This window comes from Methanoregula formicica SMSP (assembly GCF_000327485.1).
Classification (GTDB): Archaea; Halobacteriota; Methanomicrobia; order Methanomicrobiales; family Methanospirillaceae; genus Methanoregula; species Methanoregula formicica.
Genome location: NC_019943.1, coordinates 240,363 through 264,330, shown reverse-complemented (window position 1 = coordinate 264,330; position 23,968 = coordinate 240,363). Strand labels below are relative to the sequence as shown.

The 23,968-nt window shown below is 57.2% G+C and carries 25 protein-coding genes; 8 read left to right on the top strand and 17 right to left on the bottom strand.

Features of this window, described 5'->3' with window-relative positions:
- Positions 1 to 67: 67 nt before the first annotated feature.
- From METFOR_RS01360 to METFOR_RS01350, 3 genes are all read left to right on the top strand, one after another.
- Positions 68 to 1,447: a COG1361 S-layer family protein gene (locus METFOR_RS01360; RefSeq protein WP_158491339.1), complete on the top strand. Its 1,380-nt coding sequence runs from the start codon at positions 68 to 70 to the stop codon at positions 1,445 to 1,447.
- A gap of 11 nt (positions 1,448 to 1,458) precedes the next feature.
- Entirely contained in the window at positions 1,459 to 2,793 is a 1,335-nt protein-coding gene (locus METFOR_RS01355; RefSeq protein ID WP_015284314.1) for a COG1361 S-layer family protein, read from the top strand.
- 77 nt (positions 2,794 to 2,870) lie between these two features.
- On the top strand, positions 2,871 to 5,204 hold the full coding sequence (locus METFOR_RS01350) for an efflux RND transporter permease subunit (RefSeq protein WP_015284313.1): 2,334 nt from the start codon (positions 2,871 to 2,873) through the stop codon (positions 5,202 to 5,204).
- A 51-nt stretch (positions 5,205 to 5,255) separates the two neighbouring features.
- On the opposite strand, the gene METFOR_RS01345 is transcribed toward METFOR_RS01350, so the two are convergent.
- Both METFOR_RS01345 and METFOR_RS01340 read right to left on the bottom strand, forming a co-directional pair.
- Positions 5,256 to 5,789 (bottom strand): HEAT repeat domain-containing protein, encoded by a 534-nt coding sequence (locus tag METFOR_RS01345; RefSeq protein ID WP_233504424.1) that lies wholly within the window; start codon positions 5,787 to 5,789, stop codon positions 5,256 to 5,258.
- Positions 5,790 to 5,826: 37 nt separating this feature from the next.
- The gene (locus METFOR_RS01340; RefSeq protein ID WP_015284311.1) at positions 5,827 to 6,945 is read right to left on the bottom strand and encodes a DUF1646 family protein; all 1,119 of its coding nucleotides are present in this window, start codon (positions 6,943 to 6,945) and stop codon (positions 5,827 to 5,829) included.
- 174 nt (positions 6,946 to 7,119) lie between these two features.
- On the opposite strand from METFOR_RS01340, the gene METFOR_RS15205 reads away from it, so the two are divergent.
- From METFOR_RS15205 to METFOR_RS01325, 3 genes are read left to right on the top strand one after another with little or no spacing between them, the layout of a single operon-like run.
- The gene (locus METFOR_RS15205) at positions 7,120 to 7,317 is read left to right on the top strand and encodes a hypothetical protein (protein ID WP_148277560.1); all 198 of its coding nucleotides are present in this window, start codon (positions 7,120 to 7,122) and stop codon (positions 7,315 to 7,317) included.
- Positions 7,318 to 7,330: 13 nt separating this feature from the next.
- A complete protein-coding gene (locus tag METFOR_RS01330) occupies positions 7,331 to 7,654 on the top strand; it encodes a V-type ATPase subunit subunit G family protein (protein ID WP_015284309.1) in 324 nt (107 codons plus the stop codon).
- A 25-nt stretch (positions 7,655 to 7,679) separates the two neighbouring features.
- Positions 7,680 to 9,617 (top strand): V-type ATP synthase subunit I, encoded by a 1,938-nt coding sequence (locus METFOR_RS01325; RefSeq protein ID WP_015284308.1) that lies wholly within the window; start codon positions 7,680 to 7,682, stop codon positions 9,615 to 9,617.
- A gap of 481 nt (positions 9,618 to 10,098) precedes the next feature.
- On the opposite strand, the gene METFOR_RS01320 is transcribed toward METFOR_RS01325, so the two are convergent.
- The 10 genes from METFOR_RS01320 to METFOR_RS01275 form a co-directional block, all read right to left on the bottom strand.
- Positions 10,099 to 10,812 (bottom strand): DUF5131 family protein, encoded by a 714-nt coding sequence (locus METFOR_RS01320; protein WP_015284307.1) that lies wholly within the window; start codon positions 10,810 to 10,812, stop codon positions 10,099 to 10,101.
- Between the two features lie 5 nt (positions 10,813 to 10,817).
- Positions 10,818 to 11,948, bottom strand: coding sequence for a three-Cys-motif partner protein TcmP (locus tag METFOR_RS01315; protein WP_015284306.1), 1,131 nt, complete (start codon positions 11,946 to 11,948; stop codon positions 10,818 to 10,820).
- Positions 11,949 to 12,062: 114 nt separating this feature from the next.
- Positions 12,063 to 12,740: a V-type ATP synthase subunit D gene (locus METFOR_RS01310; protein ID WP_015284305.1), complete on the bottom strand. Its 678-nt coding sequence runs from the start codon at positions 12,738 to 12,740 to the stop codon at positions 12,063 to 12,065.
- 6 nt (positions 12,741 to 12,746) lie between these two features.
- Positions 12,747 to 14,174: a V-type ATP synthase subunit B gene (locus METFOR_RS01305; protein ID WP_015284304.1), complete on the bottom strand. Its 1,428-nt coding sequence runs from the start codon at positions 14,172 to 14,174 to the stop codon at positions 12,747 to 12,749.
- Positions 14,171 to 15,919 carry a V-type ATP synthase subunit A gene (locus METFOR_RS01300; RefSeq protein WP_015284303.1) on the bottom strand — a complete coding sequence of 583 codons (1,749 nt, stop codon included), beginning with the start codon at positions 15,917 to 15,919 and terminating at the stop codon, positions 14,171 to 14,173. Before METFOR_RS01300 ends, METFOR_RS01305 begins: the two co-directional genes overlap by 4 nt.
- 4 nt (positions 15,920 to 15,923) lie before the next feature.
- The gene (locus tag METFOR_RS01295) at positions 15,924 to 16,244 is read right to left on the bottom strand and encodes a V-type ATP synthase subunit F (protein WP_015284302.1); all 321 of its coding nucleotides are present in this window, start codon (positions 16,242 to 16,244) and stop codon (positions 15,924 to 15,926) included.
- The gene (locus tag METFOR_RS01290) at positions 16,237 to 17,310 is read right to left on the bottom strand and encodes a V-type ATPase subunit (RefSeq protein WP_015284301.1); all 1,074 of its coding nucleotides are present in this window, start codon (positions 17,308 to 17,310) and stop codon (positions 16,237 to 16,239) included. The genes METFOR_RS01295 and METFOR_RS01290 overlap by 8 nt, the downstream gene beginning before the upstream one ends.
- A gap of 1 nt (position 17,311) precedes the next feature.
- Positions 17,312 to 17,869, bottom strand: a complete 558-nt coding sequence (locus tag METFOR_RS01285) for a V-type ATP synthase subunit E (protein ID WP_158491338.1) — start codon at positions 17,867 to 17,869, stop codon at positions 17,312 to 17,314.
- A 180-nt stretch (positions 17,870 to 18,049) separates the two neighbouring features.
- Positions 18,050 to 18,268 (bottom strand): ATP synthase subunit C, encoded by a 219-nt coding sequence (locus METFOR_RS01280; RefSeq protein WP_015284299.1) that lies wholly within the window; start codon positions 18,266 to 18,268, stop codon positions 18,050 to 18,052.
- Between the two features lie 103 nt (positions 18,269 to 18,371).
- A complete protein-coding gene (locus tag METFOR_RS01275) occupies positions 18,372 to 18,716 on the bottom strand; it encodes a hypothetical protein (RefSeq protein WP_015284298.1) in 345 nt (114 codons plus the stop codon).
- Positions 18,717 to 18,867: 151 nt separating this feature from the next.
- Here METFOR_RS01275 and METFOR_RS01270 point away from each other — a divergent pair, with 151 nt between their 5' ends.
- Positions 18,868 to 19,197 (top strand): hypothetical protein, encoded by a 330-nt coding sequence (locus METFOR_RS01270; protein ID WP_015284297.1) that lies wholly within the window; start codon positions 18,868 to 18,870, stop codon positions 19,195 to 19,197.
- Positions 19,198 to 19,245: 48 nt separating this feature from the next.
- Here METFOR_RS01270 and METFOR_RS01265 read toward each other — a convergent pair whose 3' ends face one another.
- Genes METFOR_RS01265 through METFOR_RS01255 form a run of 3 tightly spaced genes read right to left on the bottom strand, consistent with a single transcriptional unit; the run spans position 19,246 to position 22,199 of the window.
- On the bottom strand, positions 19,246 to 20,412 hold the full coding sequence (locus tag METFOR_RS01265; protein ID WP_015284296.1) for an aconitase X: 1,167 nt from the start codon (positions 20,410 to 20,412) through the stop codon (positions 19,246 to 19,248).
- Between the two features lie 4 nt (positions 20,413 to 20,416).
- Positions 20,417 to 21,652: a UbiD family decarboxylase gene (locus METFOR_RS01260; protein WP_015284295.1), complete on the bottom strand. Its 1,236-nt coding sequence runs from the start codon at positions 21,650 to 21,652 to the stop codon at positions 20,417 to 20,419.
- Complete coding sequence (locus tag METFOR_RS01255; protein ID WP_015284294.1) at positions 21,645 to 22,199, bottom strand: UbiX family flavin prenyltransferase; 555 nt, start codon at positions 22,197 to 22,199, stop codon at positions 21,645 to 21,647. Before METFOR_RS01255 ends, METFOR_RS01260 begins: the two co-directional genes overlap by 8 nt.
- A 56-nt stretch (positions 22,200 to 22,255) precedes the next feature.
- On the opposite strand from METFOR_RS01255, the gene METFOR_RS01250 reads away from it, so the two are divergent.
- Positions 22,256 to 22,594 (top strand): hypothetical protein, encoded by a 339-nt coding sequence (locus tag METFOR_RS01250; RefSeq protein WP_048110732.1) that lies wholly within the window; start codon positions 22,256 to 22,258, stop codon positions 22,592 to 22,594.
- Positions 22,595 to 22,603: 9 nt separating this feature from the next.
- Here METFOR_RS01250 and METFOR_RS01245 read toward each other — a convergent pair whose 3' ends face one another.
- Positions 22,604 to 23,077: a hypothetical protein gene (locus METFOR_RS01245; protein ID WP_015284293.1), complete on the bottom strand. Its 474-nt coding sequence runs from the start codon at positions 23,075 to 23,077 to the stop codon at positions 22,604 to 22,606.
- Positions 23,078 to 23,092: 15 nt separating this feature from the next.
- Positions 23,093 to 23,569 (bottom strand): hypothetical protein, encoded by a 477-nt coding sequence (locus METFOR_RS01240; RefSeq protein ID WP_015284292.1) that lies wholly within the window; start codon positions 23,567 to 23,569, stop codon positions 23,093 to 23,095.
- Positions 23,570 to 23,968 lie beyond the last annotated feature (399 nt).

The following is a 23,968-nucleotide window of genomic DNA, read 5'->3' as shown; positions in this document are numbered from 1 at the left end:
GGAGAAATGTTTTAATATGATTGAATTCAACACTAGTGAGACATCTGGAAAACAGCGAGAAATTCTTATGACAACGATAAATTACCTGACCAGGGGTTCCCTCATCAGAACCGGAATCCCGTCGTGCCGGGACGGCAGGAGCCACCCCCACCTGTCCCTCCTGCTCCTGGCCGGCATTGCCATGACATTGTTTGCAATCGCTCCGGTGAGTGCAGAGGATGGGACACAATACCTTGCAGGCAGCCCGAAACTCTCTGCGGCTATCTCCGGGAACAACGAGCTCACCCCAGGAAAAGAAGTCCAGCTCGGGATCGTGATCCAGAACACCGGGACAAACCAGTTCAAGTTCGTCCGATCAAATATCGTAAACCGCGATGACCTCCCGAACACGGCAAAATTCCTGACCGTAGGCCTTGGCGCAGGGAGTTCTCCCCTTATCGTGAAGTCCGACCCGCAGCTGACCGGCGACCTTCCGGCAAGCAGCACGGCAACCGCGACCTTCACCGTGAAAGTCCCGACCGATGCAGCGGCCGGAACCTACCAGCTCCCAGTATCCCTGCAGTACACCTACCTCTATAATGCCGACCAGTATGGATACGACACGATCGAATACCGGTACAAAGCCATGAACGAGACCCTCACCATCCCCGTGAAGATCAAGCCGGACGTCCGCCTTGACGTGGAGTCCGTGCAGGTCAGCGGCCTCAACGCCGGGACTGAGGGCTACGTGACCCTTATTGTGAAGAACATCGGTCACGAGGACGGGAAGAAGGCCATTCTCAGCATTGCCCGGAATGACGGCAGCCCGGTTATTCCCACCGAGGGTAGTGCCTATATCGGCGATTTCCGTGCCGGGGGTACGGCAACTGCTATCTTCCGGACATCGATTGACTCCGGTGCAGAGGAGCAGACCTATCCTCTCGACGTGTACGTCAAATACGAGAACAGTGACGGTGACACAATCACTTCCGAGAGCGAATCCATCGGCATCCCGGTTGGCGGAAAGATCAAGTTCGCGATCGTCTCCGGACCGCAGACTATTGCCGCAGGCCAGAAGAAAGTGATCACGGCACAATTCAAGAATACCGGTGGGGCAACAGCACACCAGGCCGTAGGCCGGATCAGCATGGTCGACCCCTTCAGCAGCAATGATGACTCGGCATTCTTAGGAGACCTTGCTCCCGGAGAGATGAAAGAGGCCTCGTTCCTTGTTTCCGCCGATGGCACTGCAACCGTGAAATCGTACGGTATCGATGCTGAGGTCCGCTACCGCGATTCCCTTGACAACCAGGTTGTCTCGGACCCCATAAAACTCAATGTTGAAGTGGTGCCCGAAAAGAACTTCATGTCAACCCTCACCGGCAACCCGGTACTCCTGGCCCTGCTGGTCCTGGTCGTCATCGCAGCTGCCGGATTCTATTACTACCGTAAGAAGAAACTCCAGTAACGGGGAAGAACATGGCCCATTCCCGTTTTTCCAGGACTTGTGGCAATGCTGCCCTTGTCGCAATCGCCATCCTTGTCTGCGCAGCAGCGGTCATCATCCCGGCTTCCGCAGCAACCAAATACCTCCAGGGAAGCCCGGATCTCTCTGCCAGCGTGGTGGGAACCAATGAGTTCTCCCCGGGAGAGGATGCCACCATTACCATCCTCATCAGGAATACCGGCGTCAGTACGCTCAAACAGCTCAACCAGGGCACGATCAGCTACGAGGACCTCCCGACAACGGCGAAATTCTCAACGATCGGGCTCTCTTCGGGGACCGATGCCATCATTGTCAAGAGCGATCCGCAGTTTGTCGGCGACATTCCCGCCGGGGGGGCAGGCAGGACAGTCAGCTTTTCCGCCAAGATCTCCTCGAACGCAACCATTGGCGAGTACCAGCTGCCGGTGACCATCAGTTACCAGGTTCCCGACATTGAGCGGCAGGAGGTCGCTGATGTCTACCAGTACTCCTACACGAAAACCAGCACGACCATCCCTGTCACCATCAGGATCAAACCTGAGGTAAAGATCGCGGTGGTCGAAGCCATTCCTGACACGCTCAGTGCAGGTACTTCCGGGTATGTTGTCCTCAAGATACGAAACGACGGGCCCGAGGATGGCATTAAGGCGAGCGTCAAACTCACGCAGAGCGGGTCGAGCGCAGTCATCCCGACCGACAGCACCGCGTTTGTCGGGGACTTCCCGAGTGGTGGTATCATCTCCTCCCGGTTCAAGATTTCTGCCTCCAAGGACGCTGCTGACCAGATTTACCCGGTCGATGTCTCCGTCACCTATACCAACCGGGAGGGCGAGATCGTCACCTCCCGGAGCGAATCCGTGGGTATCCCGGTAAGCTCCAAGATCAGTTTCTCCGTGACATCCCCCGTTCCTTCTGTTGCAGCAGGTTCGCATGATGACATCGAGGTCACGTACCGGAACAACGGCAGGACCACGGTCTATGAGACCCAGTCGCGGATCACCACCCATGGAGGAGTCACCGCAGAAGGCACGGTCGCGTACCTTGGCGAGATCCGCCCCGGGGAGACCGCGACTGCCCTCTACGAGGTTGCCGTGAGCGGGGAGACAGAGCCGGGGATGTATACCTTCGACAGCAAACTCCGGTTCCGTGACGCGCTGGGTAACAGCATGGAGTCCGACACCGTGCCGGTGACCATTCAGGTTCTCCCGGCAAAGGCCGGTACCATCGCAGGAATCCCGACAACAATCCTGGTTGCAGGGCTCATCCTTGTGGTCCTTGCAGCAGGCATCGGGTACATGGCATACCTGCGGAAGACAAAACCGCAGTGAAGGCATATGACGTTTACGCAGGAGCAGCTGCTCCCACCCCAACAAAAACACTCCCAACACCGTGCCGAGGGACGGCCATGATCAAGGAAATCTTCGAGGGCATCGCACATGCCATCACCAGGAGGCCCAAACTCGTAGCCTGCCTGCTTGTCGCGGTCTTCTGCATTGGTCTGTATGGCATGACCCTGCTCTCCATGCAGACCGGATGGGAGACCTACGTTGACAAGGACACTCCCCAGGGCGCCCTCCAGGCAAAATACAACCAGGAGTACAAATCGGCTTCGATCATCCTCATCATCGAGGCAGGCGATCCGCTCAGCCCGGACGTTCTCGCATATATCGACGACCTTGAGAAGAACATCAAGCAGCAGCAGAATATCGAGAGCGTTGGGAGCATCACCGATTACCTCAAGGCGTACAACGGCGGCTCGCTTCCCTCATCAAAGGATGAGACCCTGGTGCTGGTCAACGCCCTTCCCGAAGACCTGCGCTCCACGCTCTATCCCTCCAATGTCTTAACACTCGTCCAGATCAAGCTCACGCCTAGCCTGTCCGAGGATGTGCAGAAATCGGTACTGAATAATATCGAGTCCGTCATCGATAGCTCCCCCATTCCGCCAGGCGTGACCGTAGAGATGTCCGGCTCCCCGGCATTCGCCCAGCAGATGGGTGCCGGTTTAACCAGCAACATGGGTATCCTCATTGGCGGGGCGATGATCCTGATGGTCATCACCATGGGGATCCTGTTCGCCTATGTCCGCCACCGCTTCATGCCGGTCCTTCTCGTGGGCCTTGGCCTCATCACATCGCTGGGGCTCATGGGCCTTGCCGGGATCTCCTTAAACATGGCCGTGATCGGGGCATTCCCGGTCCTGATCGGTCTTGGGATCGATTACGCCATCCAGTTCCATGCCCGGTTCGATGAAGAAGCACGGAAGGGATCGCTTGATGACGCGGTCTTCATGACCGTGACCCGTACCGGCCCTGCCGTGCTGTACGCGATGCTGGCCACCTCCATGGGGTTCGTGGCCATGTTCATTTCGACTGTCCCGATGATCCGCTCGTTCGGGCTGGTCGCCATCATCGGTATTAATACCTGTTACTGGTTCTCCTGCATTGGCATGCCCACGCTCGGCCTCCTCTTAAACTACAAGCCCAAACCGCAGACCGGGCAGTGCTACGCAGTTGGGACAGATGCCTGTGACACGGTCATCGGAAAGGAGCAGAACAAAAAGAAGAGCGGCTTCTCGTACGCAGATTTCCTTACCAGCACCTCGGTGAAGATTGCAAAGAACCCGGTGCCGGTCCTGCTCCTTGCAGGCCTTATTGCCCTCATCGGCTTCCAGATCGACCCGACCATCCCGGTCAGTTCTGATGAGAACGCGTTTGTCCCCTCTGACATGCCGGCCAAGATCAACATCGACAAGGTCACTCGCATTATCGGGGCAACCAGCACCGCGGACTTAATGGTCCAGGGGTCCCGCGTCACGGATCTTGATACGGTAAAATGGATCAAAGAGTTCCAGGACTATGAACTGGCCCATCACAAGGAGCTGACAGGCGCGACCAGCATTGTCACCTACATCCTCCAGTACAATGGCGGCGCGATGCCCAAAACCCAGGCAGAGCTCGACACCGTCATTGCGAAGATCCCCCAGAGCACGAAAGAGGCATACCTCAGCAGCCCCATGAACGGGATCGTCCGGTTCAGCACCACCGACATGGAAATGACCCAGATGAACGATCTCAAAGAGCAGATGGAAAAGGAGATCAAGTTCCTCGAACCACCCGTCGGGATCACAGTCGAACCGGCCGGGAGTTTCGAACTCTACACCAGCCTGCTCGGGTCAATGTCGGAGTCCAAGGACCAGATGACCCTGCTCGGTTTCATCTTCGTCTTTGCGTTCCTGATCCTGGTATACCGCCACCTCCACGCGGTCTCCCCGATCATCCCGATCATCTTCGTTGTCGGCTGGAACGCGGTGATGATGTACCTCATCGGCCTTACCTACACTCCGCTGACGGCAACGCTCGGGTCCATGACGATCGGTGTCGCCGCCGAGTACACCATCCTGGTGATGGAGCGCTATGCCGAAGAGGAGGAGCGGCTGCACAACCCGATTGCCGCAATCCAGGAGAGCGTCCAGAAGATCGGCAGCGCCATCACGGTTTCGGGCCTTGCAACCTTCTTCGGGTTCTCGGCACTCTGCCTTGCCACCTTCCCCATCATCAGCAACTTCGGCATCTCGACCCTGATCGCAGTCGGGTTCTCCCTGACGGGCGCGATCTTCATCATGCCCGCGGTGCTCTCGCTGATGGGGCAGCTCTCCGAATGGCTTGATTCACGGAAGAAAGGGCACACCGTGCCGCCGACTGCCGCCAGTGAAACTCCGGCAGCACCGGCAGAATAGAACTATTGGCCCTGCCCCGGATCCCCCGGGGCACAATTCCCTTAACCTTCTTTAGTCTTCTTTTCTGGCGTCTTCAACAATGACCGGCACGCCCGCCTCGCCCAGCTTCCAGAGCGTGAGCGTGGCACATGACCGGACAATCTCGTCCGCATCATGCAGCCGCTGCCGCAGGGGCTCGATGGCGGGGGTGCCAATCCGGCAGAGCGCCTGCGAAAGAAAACCACGGAGCTCTGCCTCATCGGACGCCATGGCATCGATGAGCGGAGTAACAGCTTTTGCCCCCATCTCCCCCAGTGCTGCTGCACCATAGCGCCGGAATGCCTGCGCCGGGTTGGCCTTCATGGCTTCAATGAGCGGTGCGATGGCGGGAACACCGATCCGGGAGAGGGCAACCGCTGCGTACCAGCGCCGGTCATTGTCTCCTGCTTCCGCAAGTTCCTTAAGAAGCGGGACAACCGCCGGCTCCCCGATCTCCTGGAGGGCCGCAACAGCAGCGTGGCGGACATCAAGGGAGGGATCGGACAATCGTGCAATCTCCTGTTCAACCTTCTCTGCCACCGCCATGTTCCCGCCTGCATCGCTCATAGGTATCATTGATCTGGGCATTCCACCCTCATGAATATCACGCAAAGCCAAGCCAGGCCGGGACAAAGAGGATGGCAAAGAAGACTGCCATCAGCGCAAGGCCGAGAGGGACGCCGATCCTTGCCCACTCGCTGCTGGTGATCCCCAGCTTGCAGGCCGCGATGATGTTGGGGATATTCCCGGGGATGAGCATCCCGCCGGCAATGAGCAGGCCCATGAGAGCACTTGTGATCTGCTGGGCGGAGAGCGCCGGGCTGATCTCTGCTGCGGCAAGGGTCGCGTTGTCAAGGACTGCTGAGACAATGTTGATCCAGTACAGGCCGGCTGACGGGATGCTGATGATATACTGGAGGATCAGCGGCTTGAACCCCTCCCCCAGGAAGACAAGGGCCATGATGAAGAGATACACCTTGCCGGCCCGGAGGAAGATCTCTCTGAGCGACTCGCGCTGGACGATACATTCAAGTTTCTCATTGCCGGTGTGGCTCCGGGAGAAGAGGACCACCCCGACGACCCCGAGCGCAAGGACGGCCGGGATGATGAAGAGGGCCAGCCGGTCGAAGAGGAAGGTGAACCCGGCATAATACGGGGCGCCCGAGAGTTTCGAGACAACGATCGTGGACAGGGGTTCCCCTAAGGGGGTAAGGCCCGCCCCGAGGCCGATGGAGAAACAGGAGACAACGGTCACCTCCACCTTGGCCTTCTGCACGATCGGCAGGGCGTTGACGATCTCGACCAGGATGATCGCGGCAAGGATTGCGGAGATGATGCTTGAAACCAGGCCGAGCCCGACGATGAGGAGAAAGACTATCCATTTCAGCGGGATCCGGTCAACCATACCGACAATCGCTTCCTGCATACGGTGGTGGAAGAAGTAGATCAGGAGACCGAAGAGGAGGACGATCTGGACGATCCCGACAGGGATGCCCCAGATGCTTGCGATGTTCAGCGAGGAGAAGAGCGCCTCCTCAACGATCGCGATGCTCCAGCCGGTCTGCTCCCCGGGAAGGGTGATGAACCCGGAAAGGGTCAGCGCTGCGACACCACAGACAAAGAGGAATGCTTCGAGATTACACTCGATATATTTCACCCGGAACGGGAGGATGAGCACGAGTATAAAGATGATGAGAAGCCCAACGTTTGCCAGCATGTCCATGTTCTCTCTCCAAAAAACCGATCAGGAGGGCGGTCTGCCCGTTGATGATTATACATCTGACCCAGGATGTTTAATGAATTACCGTCCATTGGCCATGGACAGAAGAGCTTCAACAAGGTTTATATCCCCATGGCACGGTATAGGCAATTGATCATTTCCGAAGGAGGTGCTGGTGTGGCACAGGACCTCATGAAAACGATCGGTGCACTGCAGGACGCGGCAGTCGGGCGCTGCCGCAAGCGGATTGAGGATGCAGCACTGAAGGCGAAGGGACTTTTACGGACCGGGGAGCAGGGCGATAACGAGTCGTCTCCTGCACAGAGACCCTCGTGCGGGGTGACCTCGATCCTGAAACGGAAGCACGGACTATAACGGGGAAGGGGAGATGGATACCGAACGGACGCTCCTGCAGCAGATCCGGGACAAAGAGCAGGAACTGGGATCCCGGATCGAGGGGACGAGAAAAAACGCCGCCGCGATGATCGCTGCAGCACAGAGCGAGGCCGATGATCTCGTCTGCACGGCTGAGAGCCTGGCAAAGACTTCCGCGGAAAAGGTCTACTGGACGGAACGGGGGAGGACCGAGACCGAGATCGCAGAGCTGAAGAGGGCAGCAGAGCAGGATACCGCCGCGGCAATAGCCCGGGCGGAGAAAAACATTCCCGCTGCTGCCGATGCGATCGTTAGGTACGTGACCGGGGAGCAGTGAGGGGCACAAGGGACAGGAGGGCCGTATGCTCCAAGCGATGAAACGGATCCAGGTGGTCGGACCCCGGGAGGATCTCGGGCAGGTAGTGGATTTCCTGTACCAGGCAGGCACGGTCCACCTTGAGAAAGCAACCGAGCTTGTCTCAAAGGAGGAGATCCGCCTTGACAGCGTGCGGCAGGAGGAGACGGCAGAAGTCTCCTCGGTCCTTGCCACCATCAGCGCAATCCTCTCAACCCTTCCAATTACCGCAGACGATGAAACCGCCCAGGATGCGCTGAGGGCTTCCCTTTCGTCAATGACCTACAAGGAGATCCTTGCCCGGAGCCGCGAGATCATCCACACGCTCGAGACGACGACACGGGAGCTTGCGGCAAAGAAAGGCGAACTCGTGCTCTCGGTAACAAACCTGAACCGGTACGAGAAGGTCCTCGACATCATCCAGCCGATCGAAAAGGAACTCCCCGTGCTCGAAGGCTTCGAGGTCACGATCCTCCTCATCCAGCAGGAGCACAAGGATGTCCTGGACCTGATCAAAAAGGAACTCCTCGCAATCACGGGTGATCGTTTCGAGATGACCTCAACAACGGTCGATGCAGAGACCCTTGCGGCCATCATGGTCTTTCCCAAGAAATTTTCCGAAGAGATCCACTCCTTCATCTACTCCGTGAACGTGAACGAGGTCCGCCTGCCAAAGGAATATTCCGGCCGACCGTTCTACGAGATGTATGCCCTTCTCGAGGACAGCCGGCTCCGGGCCCAGGACGAGATAGCCCGGATCGACCGTGAACTCCTCGCTTTCTCTGCAACATGGTACCAGGAGCTCGTTGTCCTGAAAACCTATCTCGATAATATCCACTGCGAACTCGGGGCGTACCGGAACTTCGGGCAGTCCGAGTATGCGTTTGTGATCATGGGATGGATCCCCAAAAAACACGTAAAGAAAACCCAGCAGGAGCTGAAAGCCCGGTTCAGCGGTCGGGTTGTCCTCTGCGAGCTTCCGACAAGCGAGAAGGACATGGAGAGTGCCCCGGTCTTTTATGACAATCCCTTCTGGGTGAAACCGTTCGAGTTCATCATGCAGCTTGTCACACCGCCGCGGTACCGCGAGCTCGATCCGTCCCCCATCCTTGCGATCTTCTTCCCGCTCTTCTTCGGGATCATGGTCGGGGACATCGGGTACGGGCTCGTCATCCTCGCCTTCGCGCTCGTGATCCGGCACAGGTTCCGGGCCATGGCATTTGCCCGGAGCCTTGCCGACATCCTGATCATCTCATCGATCCCGGCCATCTTCTTTGGCTACCTCTTTGGCGAATTCTTCGGCGATTTCGGCGAGCACATGGGCTGGTTCCACCCGGTCCATTTCCTTGGCATCACGTGGAACCGGGTGGACGCGATGATCCCGATGCTCGTACTCGCGATCCTGCTGGGTGTCATCCACGTCCTCCTCGGTCTCGTCATCGGCATCCGGAACGCGGTCATCACGAAGAAACGTAAGCACCTGTACGAGAAGTGCGGCATGCTGCTGATGATCGTGGCACTGATCGTCCTGATCACTACCCTCGCGGGATTCCTGCCGGAAGTTGCCATGTACCCGGCCATCGCTCTTGTCATCGTTGCCCTGCCGCTCATCCTTCTGGGGGCCGGGATCTTCGGCACCATCGAAGTGATGAGCACGGTAGGGAACATCCTCTCGTACGCCCGGCTGATGGCAATCGGCATGGCCTCGGTCATTCTCGCGATCGTTGCCAACCGGCTTGGCGGGGCATTCGAGATCGCCATCATCGGCATCATCGTTGCCCTCCTGCTGCATGCCCTCAACATCGTGCTTGCGATGTTCTCTCCTTCGATCCACTCGATGCGTCTCCATCTCGTGGAATTCTTCAGCAAGTTCTACGAAGGAGGCGGGGTGCCGTACAAGCCGTTTGCCCGGCCGGCGGGGGAGGGGGAGAAGAAGGGGGAGTGAGTGGAAATCCCGGTTCCGGGACCCGATCCGGAACCCCTGATTTTCCCTTCCCGACAACCAGCAGCACGTCCGGACCCGACTTTCGCGGCTGTATTAGCGCTATTTACGTCTCATTTTTTACGACGGAAAAATGGGAAAAATAAGGGACTTAGTCCTGCTTTTTGCCGAATTAGTCCTGCTTTTTAGGGTACTTAGTCCTAAGGGGTCTTGTGGGATCAGAATTCACCGTCGAAGAATCCCTCATTGGGAATTCTTCTCCTGCTCTAAGTCTGACGACCTGTCACACGTCGGAGAATCCCCTCATCGGGATTTCCGGGGGAGTCTTAAAAAACAGGGGGTTCTTTGAGAATGATCTACTGATCCGTGACGGGTCAGTGACCTGTCACGGGTATTTTTTGAAGAGTCTCGATCTGAGGATTCTTAGTATAGCTCGGAGAGATATTTCTCCTTCGGTCATCGTCGGGAAAATGCGGACTCCTTCCTATACTGTTGCCGGCATCTGGTCCCACGTCCGGCCTTCAAGGATCCGGCCTGCACGCTTCTTGAACACACCACCCCACTGCTTGAAAAAGAACGGGACGTTTGATGCAAGACAAACATCGCGGATATCAGTGACCCATTCTTCCTGCATCGGCCGTGCCCCGGGCCCGGACTCGCCACCAACAATGACCCAGTCAATGCCTTGAAGGTTCAGACCCGGAAGCGGACCGATCAATGGTTCGAGCGAGAGGAATTTTGTTTGCGCACTTGTTGCTCTGAGTTCATCGATACGATAGAGATAATCCTCGCACTCAACGCTGACACCCAGCCAGACATTTTTCGGTATCGCGATCGATTGTTCGATCTCTCTGAAGCGATTGGAACGTTTTGTGAGAACTTGAAATGTATGCCACGATGCCTTTCGCATGACATCAAATGTTTTCCTGATGAAGGAGGTCGGAACATCTTTGTGGAAGAGATCACTCATTGAATTGACAAAGATCATCCGTGGCTTTCTCCATTCAAGAGGAAGCGGAAGCATCCGCTCGTGTAAGGTCACCGCAAATCCGTTCCGGTAATTCGGCTGGCCCATTGCTTGGAGCCGGAGAGCCATCCGCTCAGCATAACAATGCCTGCAGCCCGGGCTGATCTTGGAGCACCCGGTGACCGGGTTCCATGTTGTTTCTGTCCATTCGATACCGGAATTTTGAGCCATAGGTACTACCTGTCTCTAGGAGGGAATGTTACTTTCACATTATCTCCAAATGTTGGAATACCTTTTCTTGGAGGACGGGTCTCTGCGGAAGGATTTGTAATTATTTTTCCTTGATGTTCAAGATGAAGCAATGCATCCTTATAATTTCGACTGACAAAACGCTTCCCAACATTATGCTGCTCAAATATTTCTTTCATAGTTTGTGTTTTCCCGGCAAATTCTGTGAGTAACATCTCTTCAAGATCCTCAATCGGACGAGAGTATTCATAGAGTAACATTTGTCTGATTGTTGCCGGATTATATTCAAACGAGGGAACACCCTGAATATCGCTGGAGCTTTCTTTCGCCATAATATCCTTCATTATCTGATAACCACGAGGATGTTTTGTGGCCAGAATTAGATGATGACTCGTACAATGCCGATGGTCATCTTTAAAACAAAAAGGTAGGACGTATGTTGCACCTGCATCATGAAGAGCTTCTGTCACTGCCTCAATGATAGTCAATTCTTTTTCTTCAGCAGGTACTGCATCCAATTGACCCTTCAGTTTCTCAGCACGCTCCTTTCCGAAAAGTGCATCCATGTGTTCAGTTACTTTCGGATTTGTGAGGCTGACCTGTATTCGATTGTAATTAAAGAAAAGGATACAATCACACCCCCAGTTTTTGAGTACAGATCCTATCAAATCTATGGATAATCCCTTGTAACCCCAAGGATCAAGAAAAAGGAGTGTCGGGACGAGATTCTTATCGGAGAAGACCTTTTCAAAGCCAATATCAACTTCATCATTACAAACAGTAGGCCGATATTTTAGAGACTCAATTCCTGGTAAGGAATTGATTGCTCGTGCTAATGATGTGGCGTGCTCAGGATTTGCATCATTAAACAACGCGACTAACATATTTCTTAAATCAAATTCCTGAATTGCTCTCTCTAATATGAGAATCGGTGTAGATTTTGATCCATCCCCATAAAACCCAGGACCAGCAAATAGATCGATGTAAGCGATCTTTCCACTGTATTTTTTTGCTGATGGAATAATTACCTTTGACCACGCCCAAAAATATTTACGGACAATCTCAGTTTTTATCAAAGATTGCTGTCTTTGTTCCTCAAAAAAATCAGTTAATTCCATGCAATATCCTCGATATCTGATCATTATCAGATTTTTTTTATACTTTTTTGTACCTCGTTAAAGAAGCATAATTTTAACGAATATAAAAATAGCAGTCCACAGTATGAAAGTGTCTCAATCAGACTCTTGGATTCCCATCTTCACCTTCTTCTCCCTCACCTTCTTTTTCTTCTTCTCTAAGAGGCTCTTCACCTTCTTGAGCCGGAACAAATCCTCCCGCTCCCGCTCCTCAATTGCGTTCTTGATATACTTGGCCTGGCTCCTCAGCTCCGGGATCAGGATCTGTTCGAGCGCGTTGACGCGCCGGCGGTTCATCTGGATCTCCGCCCCGAGCCGGCGCATCGCGGTCTCGGTCTCGGCGAGCTTGATGAGGAGGTCGAGCTCCACTTCGTACCGCTCGGCCGTCTCATCGATCCGTGCACTCGTGGCAATAATCCCATAGCCCCGCTCCAGCATGCTCTTGGACACGCGTTTCTTCTCGATGACCGGGACAGGCACGCCCATGATGTTCTTGCCGCTGATGCCGACCGTGATGGAACGCCGGGTGGCAAACGAAGCAGAACGCAGGGTCACCGGATCATCGGTTGCGGCCGCGATCATCAGCGCAAGATCGGCAGCCCGGGAGATCTGGTCAAGCTCGTCGCGGGAGTCCGATACGCTGGAGAGGATCTTGAAGAACTCCTGGATGAGCGCGTCCATCTTCTCCCGCAGCAGGTCGCGGCCCTGCTCGGCAAGCTTGATCTGCGCCTTCTTCTTCATCAGCTCCATCCGCGTGGGCTTGACCTGCTCCATCTCCGCTCAGCTCCCTTCGCTCTTCTCCTGCTGCGCAGTCACTTCCTGTGCGGCCGGGTGATATTTCGCGATGTGCTCGCGCTTGATCCGTTTCAGCTCATCCACCGGCAGGGTCGAGAAGAGGTCCCATGCAATCGCAAACGTGGTCTCGATAGCCCGGTCCTCATCCCCCTGCGTGATGAACTGCCGCTCGAAGGCATCCGCGAACTTCAGGTATTTCCGGTCAAGATCGGTGAGCGCTTCCTCGCCCACGATTGCCACAAGCCGGCGCAGGTCGCGGCCGTACGCATAGCTGGCATAGAGCTGGTCGGCAACGCCCCGGTGATCCTCGCGGGTCTTGCCAGGGCCGATCCCGAGGTTCATGAGCCGCGAGAGGCAGGGCAGGGCATCGACCGGAGGGTCTCCTCCGCGCCGGAAGATGTCACGCGAGAGCACGATCTGCCCCTCCGTGATGTAGCCCGTGAGGTCAGGCACCGGGTGGGTGATGTCGTCATCGGGCATCGTGAGGATCGGGATCTGCGTGATCGAGCCCTTCTTCCCTTTCAGCCGCCCGGCCCGTTCGTAGATGGAGGCGAGGTCGGTGTACATGTAGCCGGGATACCCGCGCCGGCCCGGCACCTCCTCGCGGGCGGTCGAGATCTCGCGGAGCGCCTCGCAGTAGTTGATCATATCCGTTAAGATCACGAGCACGTGTAAATCGTGGGCAAAGGCGAGGTGCTCTGCAACCGTAAGGCCGCACCGCGGCGCCGCGAGCCGCTCGACTGTGGGGTCGTCGGCAAGGTTCATGAAGAAGACAACGCGATCGAGCGCCCCGGTCCGCTCGAAGTCCTGCATGAAGAACGAGGCTTCTTTGTGCGTGATCCCCATGGCAACGAAGACCACCGCGAACTCCTCGCCCTCGCCCCGGACCTTTGCCTGCCGGGCGATCTGGGCGGCGAGCTTGCTCGCGGGAAGGCCGGAGCCGGAGAAGATCGGCAGCTTCTGCCCGCGGACAAGGGTGTTGAGGCCATCGATCGCCGACATCCCGGTCTGGATGAAATCCGCGGGCTTGTCACGGGCCGACGGGTTGATTGGCTCACCGGCAATGTCGAGCACCGCCTCCGGTATGATCTCCGGACCGCCGTCGCGGGGCGTTCCCACGCCCGTGAAGATCCGGCCCAGCATGTCCTTGGAGACCGTGATCCGTGCCGGCTCGCCAATGAACCGGGCGGTTGTCCCGACAAGATCGATCCCCCGCGTGCCCTCGAAGACCTGGACAACCGCATGCTCCTCGGAGATATCGAGAACCTGCCCGGTCCGGACCTCGCCGTCCTTTAAGGTGATCTTCACAATCTCGCCGTACGATGCGCCAAGGACGCCGGAGACAAAGATGAGCGGTCCCGAGACGTACTCGATGGTCCGGTATTCTTTGGTCAGGAGGGAAGAGTCCTTCATCGCTCCACCTCCAGATGCGACACCGCAGCAGTCACTTCATCGATCATCTTCCGGACCGCTTCCGCATCGGCCGCCTCTTTCATCCTCCCGATGGTTGCCCGGAGCGGGAGCGCCTGCACCTGCCGCAGGCTTACGCCCCGGTTCATTGCCAGGTTCACCTGCTCGTAGTAGGTCATGATCACCTTCAGCATCATGTACTGTTTCTCCACGGGACAGAACGAGTCGGTGTCGCTGTACGCGCTCTGCTGGAGGAAATCTTCGCGGATCATCCGTGTCACCTCGAGGATTGCTTTCTCGCTGTCGGGCAGGGCATCGGGGCCAACGAGCTGGACAATCTCCTGCAGCTCGACTTCCTTCTGGAGCAGGTACATTGCCTGCTCCCGGAGCTCCCGCCAGTCGTGGGCAATGGACCTGTCGTACCACTCCGCGATGCAGTCAAGGTAGAGGCTGTAGCTCTTGATCCAGTTCACGGACGGGAAGTGCCGGCGGTAGGCGAGGTTTGTGTCAAGCGCCCAGAATGTTCCCACAACCCGAAGGGTGTTCTGCGTGATCGGTTCCGAGAAGTCCCCGCCGGGCGGTGAGACTGCTCCAACGACCGTGACCGAACCGGTCCGCTCTGCCCCCTCCCTGCTCCCGAGGCAGATGACCCGTCCCGCCCGCTCGTAGAAGGCCGAGAGCCGGGTGGCGAGGTAGGCAGGATAGCCTTCCTCGCCCGGCATCTCTTCGAGCCGGCCCGAGACTTCACGCAGCGCCTCGCCCCAGCGTGAGGTCGAATCGGCCAGCAGCGCCACGTCATACCCCATGTCCCGGAAGTATTCCGCAATGGTGATGCCCGTGTAGATCGAGGCCTCGCGGGCGGCCACCGGCATATTGGAGGTGTTGGCGATCAGGATCGTCCGCTGGATGAGTGGGAGTTGTGTACGCGGGTCCACGAGCTCGGGGAATTCCGCGAGCACGTCCGTCATCTCGTTGCCCCGCTCGCCGCAGCCGATGTAGACTACGACCTGTGTGTCCGACCATTTCGCAAGTGTCTGCTCCGAGACCGTTTTGCCCGTACCAAAACCGCCCGGGATCATCGCGGTGCCGCCCTTCGTGACCGGGAACATACAATCGAAGACCCGCTGTCCGGTGATGAGGGGCAGGAGGGGGTCGAGCTTCTTTGTGTGCGGCCGGGGGATCCGGACCGGCCAGGTATGCATCATGCTGAGTTTTGTCGCGTTGTCGAGAACGCAGACGATTTCTTCGACCGTGAACGGTCCGGACCGGATCTCCGTGACGGTGCCTGCGACTTTCGGGGGAACGAGGATGCGGTGCTCGAACTGGAACTCTCGTACCGTGCCGATGATGTCCCCGGGCCCGAGCTTGTCGCCTTTCTTCACGGAAGGCGAGAACTCCCACTTCTTCTTACGGTCAAGCCCCGGTGCGGTGATGCCGCGGCCGATGAAATCGCCGCTCATCTCTTTCAAGACCGGCAGCGGGCGCTGGACGCCATCGTAGATGGAGGAGAGGAGGCCCGGGCCCAGCTCCACCGAGAGCGGCGTCTCCGTGTTCTCCACGGCCTCGCCCAGCGTCAGGCCGGTCGTGTCCTCGTATACCTGGATAACTGCCTCGTCACCCTCGAGCCGGATGATCTCGCCGCGGAGGGCCTCGGCCCCGACCTTCACCACGTCGTACATCTTGGACCCCTTCATGCCCTTTGCCACGATCACCGGGCCCGAGATCCGTGAAATTGTCCCCGATATCATACCATCACCTCTTCAGCACGATGTTGTACCCGATCGCTTTTCTGAGGAGCCGCTCGATATACGTCCGCCGGTCCACTTCCTTCTTCTTTGAGGGGATTGGGATGATGAGCGGGCGGTGCATCTTCTCGATCCGGTCCATCAGCTTCTCGTCAAGCCCGAGCATGTACTCCTCATTTACTGCAACGATCCCGATGTCGTCCTTGTGGAGGAGGGGAGGGATTGCAGCCCGGGCCTCCTCCATGCCGTCCGCCTCGTATACCTCTGCTCCCGCGAGCCGGAACCCCGATGCCCGGTCGCTGTCCGTCACGATGACCAGCTTAAACATAGACAAGCTCCTCCCGGAGGTTCTCGACCGGGAAGTCGGCCGTCTTGCAGCGCGAGATGATCCGGATATTCGTTATCTCGTTGTACTTGGCCCAGAAGTACCCGATGAGGGACGCCACGCTCAGCGGGTCGCCAAGGAATGAGTCGACACCCTCCCGTACCAGGTGCCGCTCCAGCTGTTTCTCGATAACGGAGATCTTCTGGGCCCGGAGCACATCCTCCGGGATCGTTGCCAGGAACCGGTAGCGCGTGGGATGTAACGTGGGGTACCAGGTTGTGGAGAGCATAGCCGCAGCCTCCGCGATCGTGGGAAGGACAAGGACCCGGGCGATCATCTTCTCATCCAATGCCTGACCTCCTTCGAGCAGGAACTTCTGTGCATCCTCGGGTGCGATCCGGTCCCTCACCATCCGGAGGATTGTCTTGATATTCACCACATCGACCTCAAGCGAGAGCACCTGGCGGATCTTCGCGTTGTTTGCCCCTTTTGCAGAGACTGCCTGGAGCGCGTCGTTGTAGTAGAACCGGTCGAGCGCACACTCCAGCATCCCGAGATCCCCGCTCTTTGCAAACTCCGGAAATGCCGTTGTGAGCGGCCGGGCCCAGCGGATGTCCCATGTTGCAAGGAGATCGATCACCGCCTTTACGTCCGGTTGCCGGACAAGCTCGGTGAGGGTTGCTTCGTCCAGTTCGCCAACGGGAACAAGACAGTCCACAATCTCCTCGTTCGTCACGTGGATGTTCTTTCCGCGGAGGATTGTCTTGATGTTCTGCACATCCCAGCGGTGCAGGAAGATGCTGATATAGAGCCGCGCCTCTTTCTCCTTCGAGAAGTCGAGGACCTTCCGGAACGTCCGGACAAAGTTGTTCCGGAGGGCATATTCAACAGCAGTGACTCCCGTGTACTTCCCTTTTGCCTCGATGAGGTCCTCGCGGTACGCGGTCTTCTCGAGCTCGGCTATCAGCGAGTCCATGTCCGGCTGCAGGATAAGGTTGTCAAGCGTCCGGTGGTCGAGGAGCCGGCTCTTCATTCCCCGGATCCGGGCGTTGATATACCCCCAGTCCATCTCAGCCTCCGGAAAGGATTTTGTAGATCGCAAGCCGCTTGTGCTCCCGGATCCGCTCGATGCGCGACTCAACCGTGTTGGCGATGGTGACAAGGCCGTCCGGTGATGCTGCAACAAGGCCGCCGGCGCACTCGATGTCAGGGATGACCTCGCAACGGATACCTATGGCTGCAAGCGTTGTCCTGCAGAGATCCAGGTCGCGTTTGTCAACGTGAAGGACAAACGGATTTGTTCCCACAGCACTCACCGTCTCCCGTGCGAGCCGTTCGAAGATGGCAGGGTACTGCTTGTCCTGCCGGAGCCCGGACAACCGTCTCTCTGCCTCTGCAAAGGCGGAGAGGAAGATCTTCTCCCGGCCCCGGAGGGATTTTTCCTTGGTCTCTCCCTTTGCCAGGTAGAGCTGCTTGTTGCGCTCGATTGCCACAGACCGTTCTGCATCGCGGATCGTAGCCTGCTGGATCTCCTCGGCCCGCTTCCTTGCCTCAGCCCGGATCGCTTCCGCCTGCTGTTCTGCCTTTTGCAGGAGCTCCCGCTCCCTTGCTTCTGCACTTTCCTCCACGGATTTCAAAAGATTATCATAGGCCACGGCATCACCGTCCTCTCATGCCTGCTCCGGCAGGGCGGGGTGCCAGCCCGGTCTCTCCCGGGGTTCCCGGCCCGGGAAAGGGGTGATAAGGATTTTTTTGGGAACGCACTGCTCACGGGGCTTCCCGCACCGGAGCCGATTCGTCTGCGTGAGTCACTTCACCATCAGGATGATCATGGAAGCGACAACGAACCCGAGAATGACCAGGGTCTCGGGGATTGCCTCCAGGATGATGATAGTTCCGGCGGTCTCCGGCTTCTCAGCAATCGCACCGGCGCCGGCTGCTCCGATGCGTGACTGCGCCCAACCTGTACCAATCGCACCAAAGGAGAATGCGATGGCAGCACCGATGGGGACTTCCCAACCAACCATCTCGTTACCTCCTAATGATAGAACCTACAGAGTCCAGCTATAATAAGGTTATTGGGCGTTTTCAGGGCAGACCGGGGGAGTACTCCCGGGCCTGCACGACGTGTCACGCTTTTTTTCCTGCGTTTTTTGCATGGGAGATGACCGCATCCATGGCTTCCATGGTTGCGCGGGGGATGGCGCGGCCCGGTGCAGCCCCGCCCAGCAGGAGGAGTTCGCGGATATCCTCCTTTGTGAGCGTGGAGAACGCGTACTGCTGCCACTTCTCGCGGTCAACGCCGATCCAGATCTCGGCAAGGATCTCCCGGAGCCGGGTATAGTCCCTGCCGGAAAAAGAGGCCCATCCGGCATCAGGGGCGCGGCGTATCTTCTCGATCGCAGCCTCGATCGCCTGTTCTTTCTGGAGCTGGAACCGTCTCCTGCCCAGCTCTTCTTCACTGGTAGAGGGCATAGTTCCCGTACAGGGGAATTATCCTGTCCAGGATTATAGCATTTTCCCTTGCATGGGGCTGACCGTTTTGTGCCGGCCATTCATCCGCAACATTTATGGGTGCACAGCGGGACTCACTCATCATCCCCGAAACGGGGCTGGAGGAAAGAGTATGCCGGAGGTTACCCAGGCAGAGCTGGGAAGGCGCCTGTACCATGTCCACCGCGGGAAGACGGTCGAGAGTTCGATGAAACTGATGCAGCAGGGCATCGGTGCGGACTGGAAATTGCTGTCGGAAGCTGAGATCATGCTCCTCTCTCACCTGCTCCAGTGCACATGGAACAAGATCGACCAGAAGGTATGGGATAAGATCCCGTTCATGACAATGAACATGGAAACGGTCAAAAAGATCCTATCTTATGGTGACGGTGTGCGGCCGGGAAAGAATCCCTCGCCCGAAGCCGTGGAAGAGATCCGGAAGATCCTGCTGGCCGTACGGTGAGAAACTATTTTAAAAATATCTGTGGCCGTGATCTCCCGACGGGGAAGATCACTCCGTTGCCACTTTAACGCACTCCGCAATCGTGCCGATCCGGGCAACCGCGGCGCACATGTCCGGCACGTACGCAAGGGCTTTTCCCGAGTTCACCATGATCGCCTCGTACTGTTCCATCACCGGTGAAACCACCATGCAGGTGTCGGCAAAGACACGGGCGCCGCTCTTCTCAATCTGGTCCACGGTCTTCTGGTTCCGATCAATCACGCCCTGTGAGGCGAAGACATAGAACGGCATGGTGACAACCTTGCCCTTCAGGAGACCGGCTATCTCCCCCAGCTCCAGCGGCGAACAGTGCGGGCAGCCTACGGCAACCGCATCCACCGGGATCTCTTTGAACAACCGTTCGACATCTCCTGTCTCAACGTTGATCACCTCAAGGCCGGAGAGCTCGAAAAGTCCCTGCGCTGCCTCGGGAGTCACGCCCTCGACATGGTACAGTGCCACGGCACCGGTCGCCGCCATCGCCGCCCCGAGCCCCTTGAGCCGTTCGGGAGTCGCGGACTCAAGCCCCGAGAAGAAGGGGATCCGGTTGCCCACGAGTTTTCCCGCATGGTACCCGAGCGCCCCGTAATGGGATATGTCCCAGTTACGGGTATCTGCCTCGACCCGGACGATCACCTGCGGCTTGCGCTTCTCTTCAAGGTGGAGCCCGTAACAGGGCGTCTTCCCCACGAGTGCCGCGGCAAGGGCACCGGGACCTCCTTCCCGGTTCGTCCTCGCCCCAATCACCGAGTTTGCATAGCTGACCGCGGAGGACTCCGACCAGGCAAGATGGTCGCCAAACGATGTCTCGCGGAGGTAGTAGGGTGTGCAGGTGCATTCCAGGGCAATGCCGAGCCGCTCGTAGGCAGCAACAACGGCCTGCTGCTTTGCGGCAAAGTCCGGATCAACGCCCATCTCTTCCCAGCGCTCCCGGGGCATGCCGATCGGGTTCAGCACGGCCGGGACAATTGCCTTTGCATCGAGCGATGTAAGCCACTGGAGGCCGTACTCGCCGATGGTCTTGTAGGATGCACCGCTCACCTGCGCGCTCTTAATCGGGACGAGCCGCTCCGCACCGAAAACCTTGCCGAGCGCAACAATGAGCTCAAGCATCTTCTGCTTCGTCTCGCCCTGCTCCCCGGCAAGGATCCGTTCGTCGTCGCGGTCGAGCTGCATGGCGTCACCACGTTGCGCGGCGGAACTCGTCCTCGCGCCCGAGCACCATGGTCGCATCCACGCCGACTTTGACATTCGTCCCGTCTTCGAGCTGACAGGGATCGAGTGATGAGCCGCGAACCCCCTGGATCACCATGATGTCCCGGTCCCCGCTGACCCGTGTCGCAATGGCGTACTCGACTTCATGAGGATTGGCCGGGTCGATGTCCTCGTCAACGACAACGACATGCTTGAGGGATGTGTGGGCAGCAAACGCCGCCATGATCGCATTCTTCCCGTCGCCCTGCGTGCTCTTCCGGATCTGGATCACGGCGTGAAGGTACCCGCAGCCCCCTTTCGTGAGGAGGACATCCTTCACTTCGGTGACCCCGGCAACTGCCTTGTAGATCTTCGGCTCGTAGGGTGCCCCCATCAGCATCTTGTGCTCATCGCCACCGGGCAGGATACCGTGGTAAATGAAGTCCGGCTTTGTGTACATGCCCGTGATCTCGATGATGTGCTGGCGGCGGATCGGGTCGTATGTCCCGGTGATATCGACGAACGGCCCCTCGTCGGTGAGCTCGGCCGTGATGAATCCTTCAAGCACGATCTCCGCTTCAGGGACGAGCACGCCATTGCTGCACTTCTTCACCTTCAGCGTGCCGCCCATCAGCTCCGCGGCGTACGGGAGTTCTTTCCCGGTCGGCACTCTTGTGCAGCTGGCAAACGTAACCGCCGGGTGCGTCCCGATGGTGATCGCGACGGGCAGTTTTTCGCCTTTCGCAATGGCTTTCTTCACCATCACGTGTGTGTGCCTGCCCTCGACGAGCCGCGCAACAACGCGGTGGTCATCGAGCACCTGCATCCGGTGAATCGACCCGTTTTCGACACCCTCCCAGCGCGAGAAGACGATGGCGGAGGTGAGGTACTTCCCGGCATCTTTCGGGAAGTGGTGCATGATCGGAAGCTTCGTGAGGTCCGGCTTCTGCATCTTCAGGGTCCCGTCTTCAATGACGTTCCCATTGAACTGCGCATCCGCAAGGGTCTTCACCATCGTTGCCTCGTCTATCCCGAGCGCAAGAGCGAGCGAGGCCCGGTTCGCTGTCAGGTTCATCACGGCCTTGTGGCCGGCAAGGTTATGGAAGAAGAGGGGCTTGTCCGTCTTCGCGGCCATCTTCGGCGCTTCCATGTCCGGCGAGACAGCTTCCTTCACATCAGTGACCAGCCCTGCCTTCCGCATCTTCTCAATAAAACTACGCATCGTATCCCTCCCAGCGCCCGCTCAGCGTATGCTCGACATCCAGGTGATCGAGCACCCGGGCGACGACCATATCCACGAGATCTTCGATAGTCTTTGGCCGCTGATAGAATCCCGGGCTTGCCGGCATGATGGTAGCGCCCGCCTCCTCGGCAGCAAGCATATTCTTGATATGGATCCGTGAGAGCGGCATCTCGCGGGTGACAAGGATACACTTCCGTCCCTCCTTGAGGCAGACATCGGCGGTGCGGGTAATCAGGTTGTCCGTGTACCCGTTGGCAACAGCGGAGAGCGTCTTGGAGCTGCAGGGGATTATCACCATCCCGTCGTACTTATGCGAGCCGCTCGCTATAGAGGCAAAGAGCTTGTCGTTGTCATGGTAGGTTGCAGAAAATCCCTCAAGCGACACACCTTCATGGGCTGCAATCTTCGCTGCAACATCCGAGACAATGACATGTACCTGCGCTTCCCTGCAGAGCACCTCAAGCAGGCGCCGGGCATAGACAGCCCCGCTCGCCCCCGTCACCCCGACAACGATCTCCTTCTTCATAGCAGAACAACCGCCTCTCCTGTGATACCAATGTCAGAGCGCGGGGGAAAAAGAGTTTGTGGATTCGAAAGGTCCATCAGGACCTTGAGAAAGAGAAGAACGCTTCAGCGTTCTTCGACTTTCGACTAGTTCGAAGAGCCTGCAGCTCTTCTCTTTCTCGACCTTCTCATGAAGGTCTCGAATTCATCAGAACCAGGAAGACGAGAAGATTTGCAGAGCAAATCTTCGAAAACCGAGAGGCCCATCAGGGCCTTGAGGTCGAGAAACATCCTTCAGGATGTTTCGAGTTCCGAAAGGTCCATCAGGACCTTGAGAAGGAGAAGAACGCTTCAGCGTTCTTCGAGTTCCGAGGGGTCATCAGACCCCGAGAAGAGGAAGATCTACCAGCCCCCTGAGGAAAAGGTTCACTCCTTCTTCTCAGGTACCACCGGCACCCTGTTCCGGGAAGGCGCAAAGAACCTGAACCTGACCTGTGACTCCTCGATTTTCCGGGCATGCTCGGGGTTGATATCGCGGCGTGCCTCGATCACGAGCCTGTTGAGGATGTTATGGAGCCGGAGGGTATCGTAATCCTTGTCCTTGTACTCGTTCAAGAAATCCAGGAGGTCGTTGGTGCTCCGGAGCACTCCCGTGCTCCCGACAAGGTTGAGCCGGTTCAGCGTCAGGGCCAGGTTCTTCTTGGCAACATCCATCTTGTATGGATCCCCGCCGGCAAGGTTGAGCTCTGTAATGGCATTGAGGAGATCGGAATAAACCCTGAACTTGTGGGTGCTCTCGTGCATCTTTCGTTCAGCGCTGCGGAGTTTCAGTACTGCAACCGCGATAGCAGCCACAATAACGATGACGCCGCAGATTGTCACAATCCAGTCTTCAATCATGGTACTATCTCCGTTTCACGGATTCCGCTTTGCAGCGGTAACCCACACTTTAGCGCAATTTCCTGTCATCGTTAATTTGTAGGGTCCATCCCCATGCATCGCAATCCATTGTTCTCTTTCGTAGGGCTGGTCTTTTCCATAGCCATCATGGATTACTAATTTTTGTGTATTTACATCAGTTACATCAATTGAAAACCAGCATTTCTGCACATCATCGCTCAATGGCTGGACTTTAAAGTAAACGCCCCAAGATGGATCGTCAACCCTGAATTCTTTCACGAGGACATCTTTTTCGGTCTGAAAAGTGTAACCTTGGGGATCCTGTAGATAGTGATCGCCAAGAGAGAACGAAACCTGGGGGGTAATCCTAGCGGTTTCTGTCGCCACCTGCGTACCAGTAGACGCAGGTGTTGTGGTCGTGCCCTGGGTGCACCCGGCGATCGCGACACCAGCGATCATCAGGATACAGGCAGCAAGAACATGATACTTCATATGCGTGAGTGTTGGAAGACTGGGATATTATTGTTTATCCGACAGGTCATAAGGCCTGAAGGATTCTTCTCACTCCCGAGTTTGATAAACCGCGAAACTTCGGGTTCCGACCAGTCATCAGACTGGGAGGACGAGAAGAATGCATCAGCGTTCTTTGAGTTCCGACTGGTTCATCAGATCTAGAGACGTTAATCACAAAGCAATTGACGAGGGGCCGCACCAATGGTGGGGAGTCGCATAGGTACACAACCAAAGCGTTCCTGCCCTTACAAGCAAGTCATCTTCGGGATAATTTTCCTGTTTTCCCATAGCAGGCAGCCTGCCCAAAAACAATTTGTACCCACGCGACCCCCTTCAGTCAGATTTCTCATAAACACCTTTTTAGTAAAAATTCCGACG

Coding starts and splice junctions, on each gene's coding strand:
- METFOR_RS01340 (WP_015284311.1), bottom strand. CDS start 6,945: ATGGACATGCTGGCAAACGTTGGGCTTCTCATCATCTTTATACTCGTG.
- METFOR_RS01305 (WP_015284304.1), bottom strand. CDS start 14,174: ATGAAGGACTCTTCCCTCCTGACCAAAGAATACCGGACCATCGAGTAC.
- METFOR_RS01270 (WP_015284297.1), top strand. CDS start 18,868: ATGCCGGAGGTTACCCAGGCAGAGCTGGGAAGGCGCCTGTACCATGTC.
- METFOR_RS01260 (WP_015284295.1), bottom strand. CDS start 21,652: ATGCGTAGTTTTATTGAGAAGATGCGGAAGGCAGGGCTGGTCACTGAT.
- METFOR_RS01255 (WP_015284294.1), bottom strand. CDS start 22,199: ATGAAGAAGGAGATCGTTGTCGGGGTGACGGGGGCGAGCGGGGCTGTC.
- METFOR_RS01355 (WP_015284314.1), top strand. CDS start 1,459: ATGGCCCATTCCCGTTTTTCCAGGACTTGTGGCAATGCTGCCCTTGTC.
- METFOR_RS01310 (WP_015284305.1), bottom strand. CDS start 12,740: ATGGAGCAGGTCAAGCCCACGCGGATGGAGCTGATGAAGAAGAAGGCG.
- METFOR_RS01290 (WP_015284301.1), bottom strand. CDS start 17,310: ATGGACTGGGGGTATATCAACGCCCGGATCCGGGGAATGAAGAGCCGG.
- METFOR_RS01350 (WP_015284313.1), top strand. CDS start 2,871: ATGATCAAGGAAATCTTCGAGGGCATCGCACATGCCATCACCAGGAGG.
- METFOR_RS01295 (WP_015284302.1), bottom strand. CDS start 16,244: ATGTTTAAGCTGGTCATCGTGACGGACAGCGACCGGGCATCGGGGTTC.
- METFOR_RS01275 (WP_015284298.1), bottom strand. CDS start 18,716: ATGCCCTCTACCAGTGAAGAAGAGCTGGGCAGGAGACGGTTCCAGCTC.
- METFOR_RS01315 (WP_015284306.1), bottom strand. CDS start 11,948: ATGGAATTAACTGATTTTTTTGAGGAACAAAGACAGCAATCTTTGATA.
- METFOR_RS01240 (WP_015284292.1), bottom strand. CDS start 23,569: ATGAAGTATCATGTTCTTGCTGCCTGTATCCTGATGATCGCTGGTGTC.
- METFOR_RS01245 (WP_015284293.1), bottom strand. CDS start 23,077: ATGATTGAAGACTGGATTGTGACAATCTGCGGCGTCATCGTTATTGTG.
- METFOR_RS01360 (WP_158491339.1), top strand. CDS start 68: ATGACAACGATAAATTACCTGACCAGGGGTTCCCTCATCAGAACCGGA.
- METFOR_RS01300 (WP_015284303.1), bottom strand. CDS start 15,919: ATGATATCGGGGACAATTTCACGGATCTCGGGCCCGGTGATCGTGGCA.
- METFOR_RS01280 (WP_015284299.1), bottom strand. CDS start 18,268: ATGGTTGGTTGGGAAGTCCCCATCGGTGCTGCCATCGCATTCTCCTTT.
- METFOR_RS01320 (WP_015284307.1), bottom strand. CDS start 10,812: ATGGCTCAAAATTCCGGTATCGAATGGACAGAAACAACATGGAACCCG.
- METFOR_RS01330 (WP_015284309.1), top strand. CDS start 7,331: ATGGATACCGAACGGACGCTCCTGCAGCAGATCCGGGACAAAGAGCAG.
- METFOR_RS01345 (WP_233504424.1), bottom strand. CDS start 5,789: ATGAGCGATGCAGGCGGGAACATGGCGGTGGCAGAGAAGGTTGAACAG.
- METFOR_RS01325 (WP_015284308.1), top strand. CDS start 7,680: ATGCTCCAAGCGATGAAACGGATCCAGGTGGTCGGACCCCGGGAGGAT.
- METFOR_RS01265 (WP_015284296.1), bottom strand. CDS start 20,412: ATGCAGCTCGACCGCGACGACGAACGGATCCTTGCCGGGGAGCAGGGC.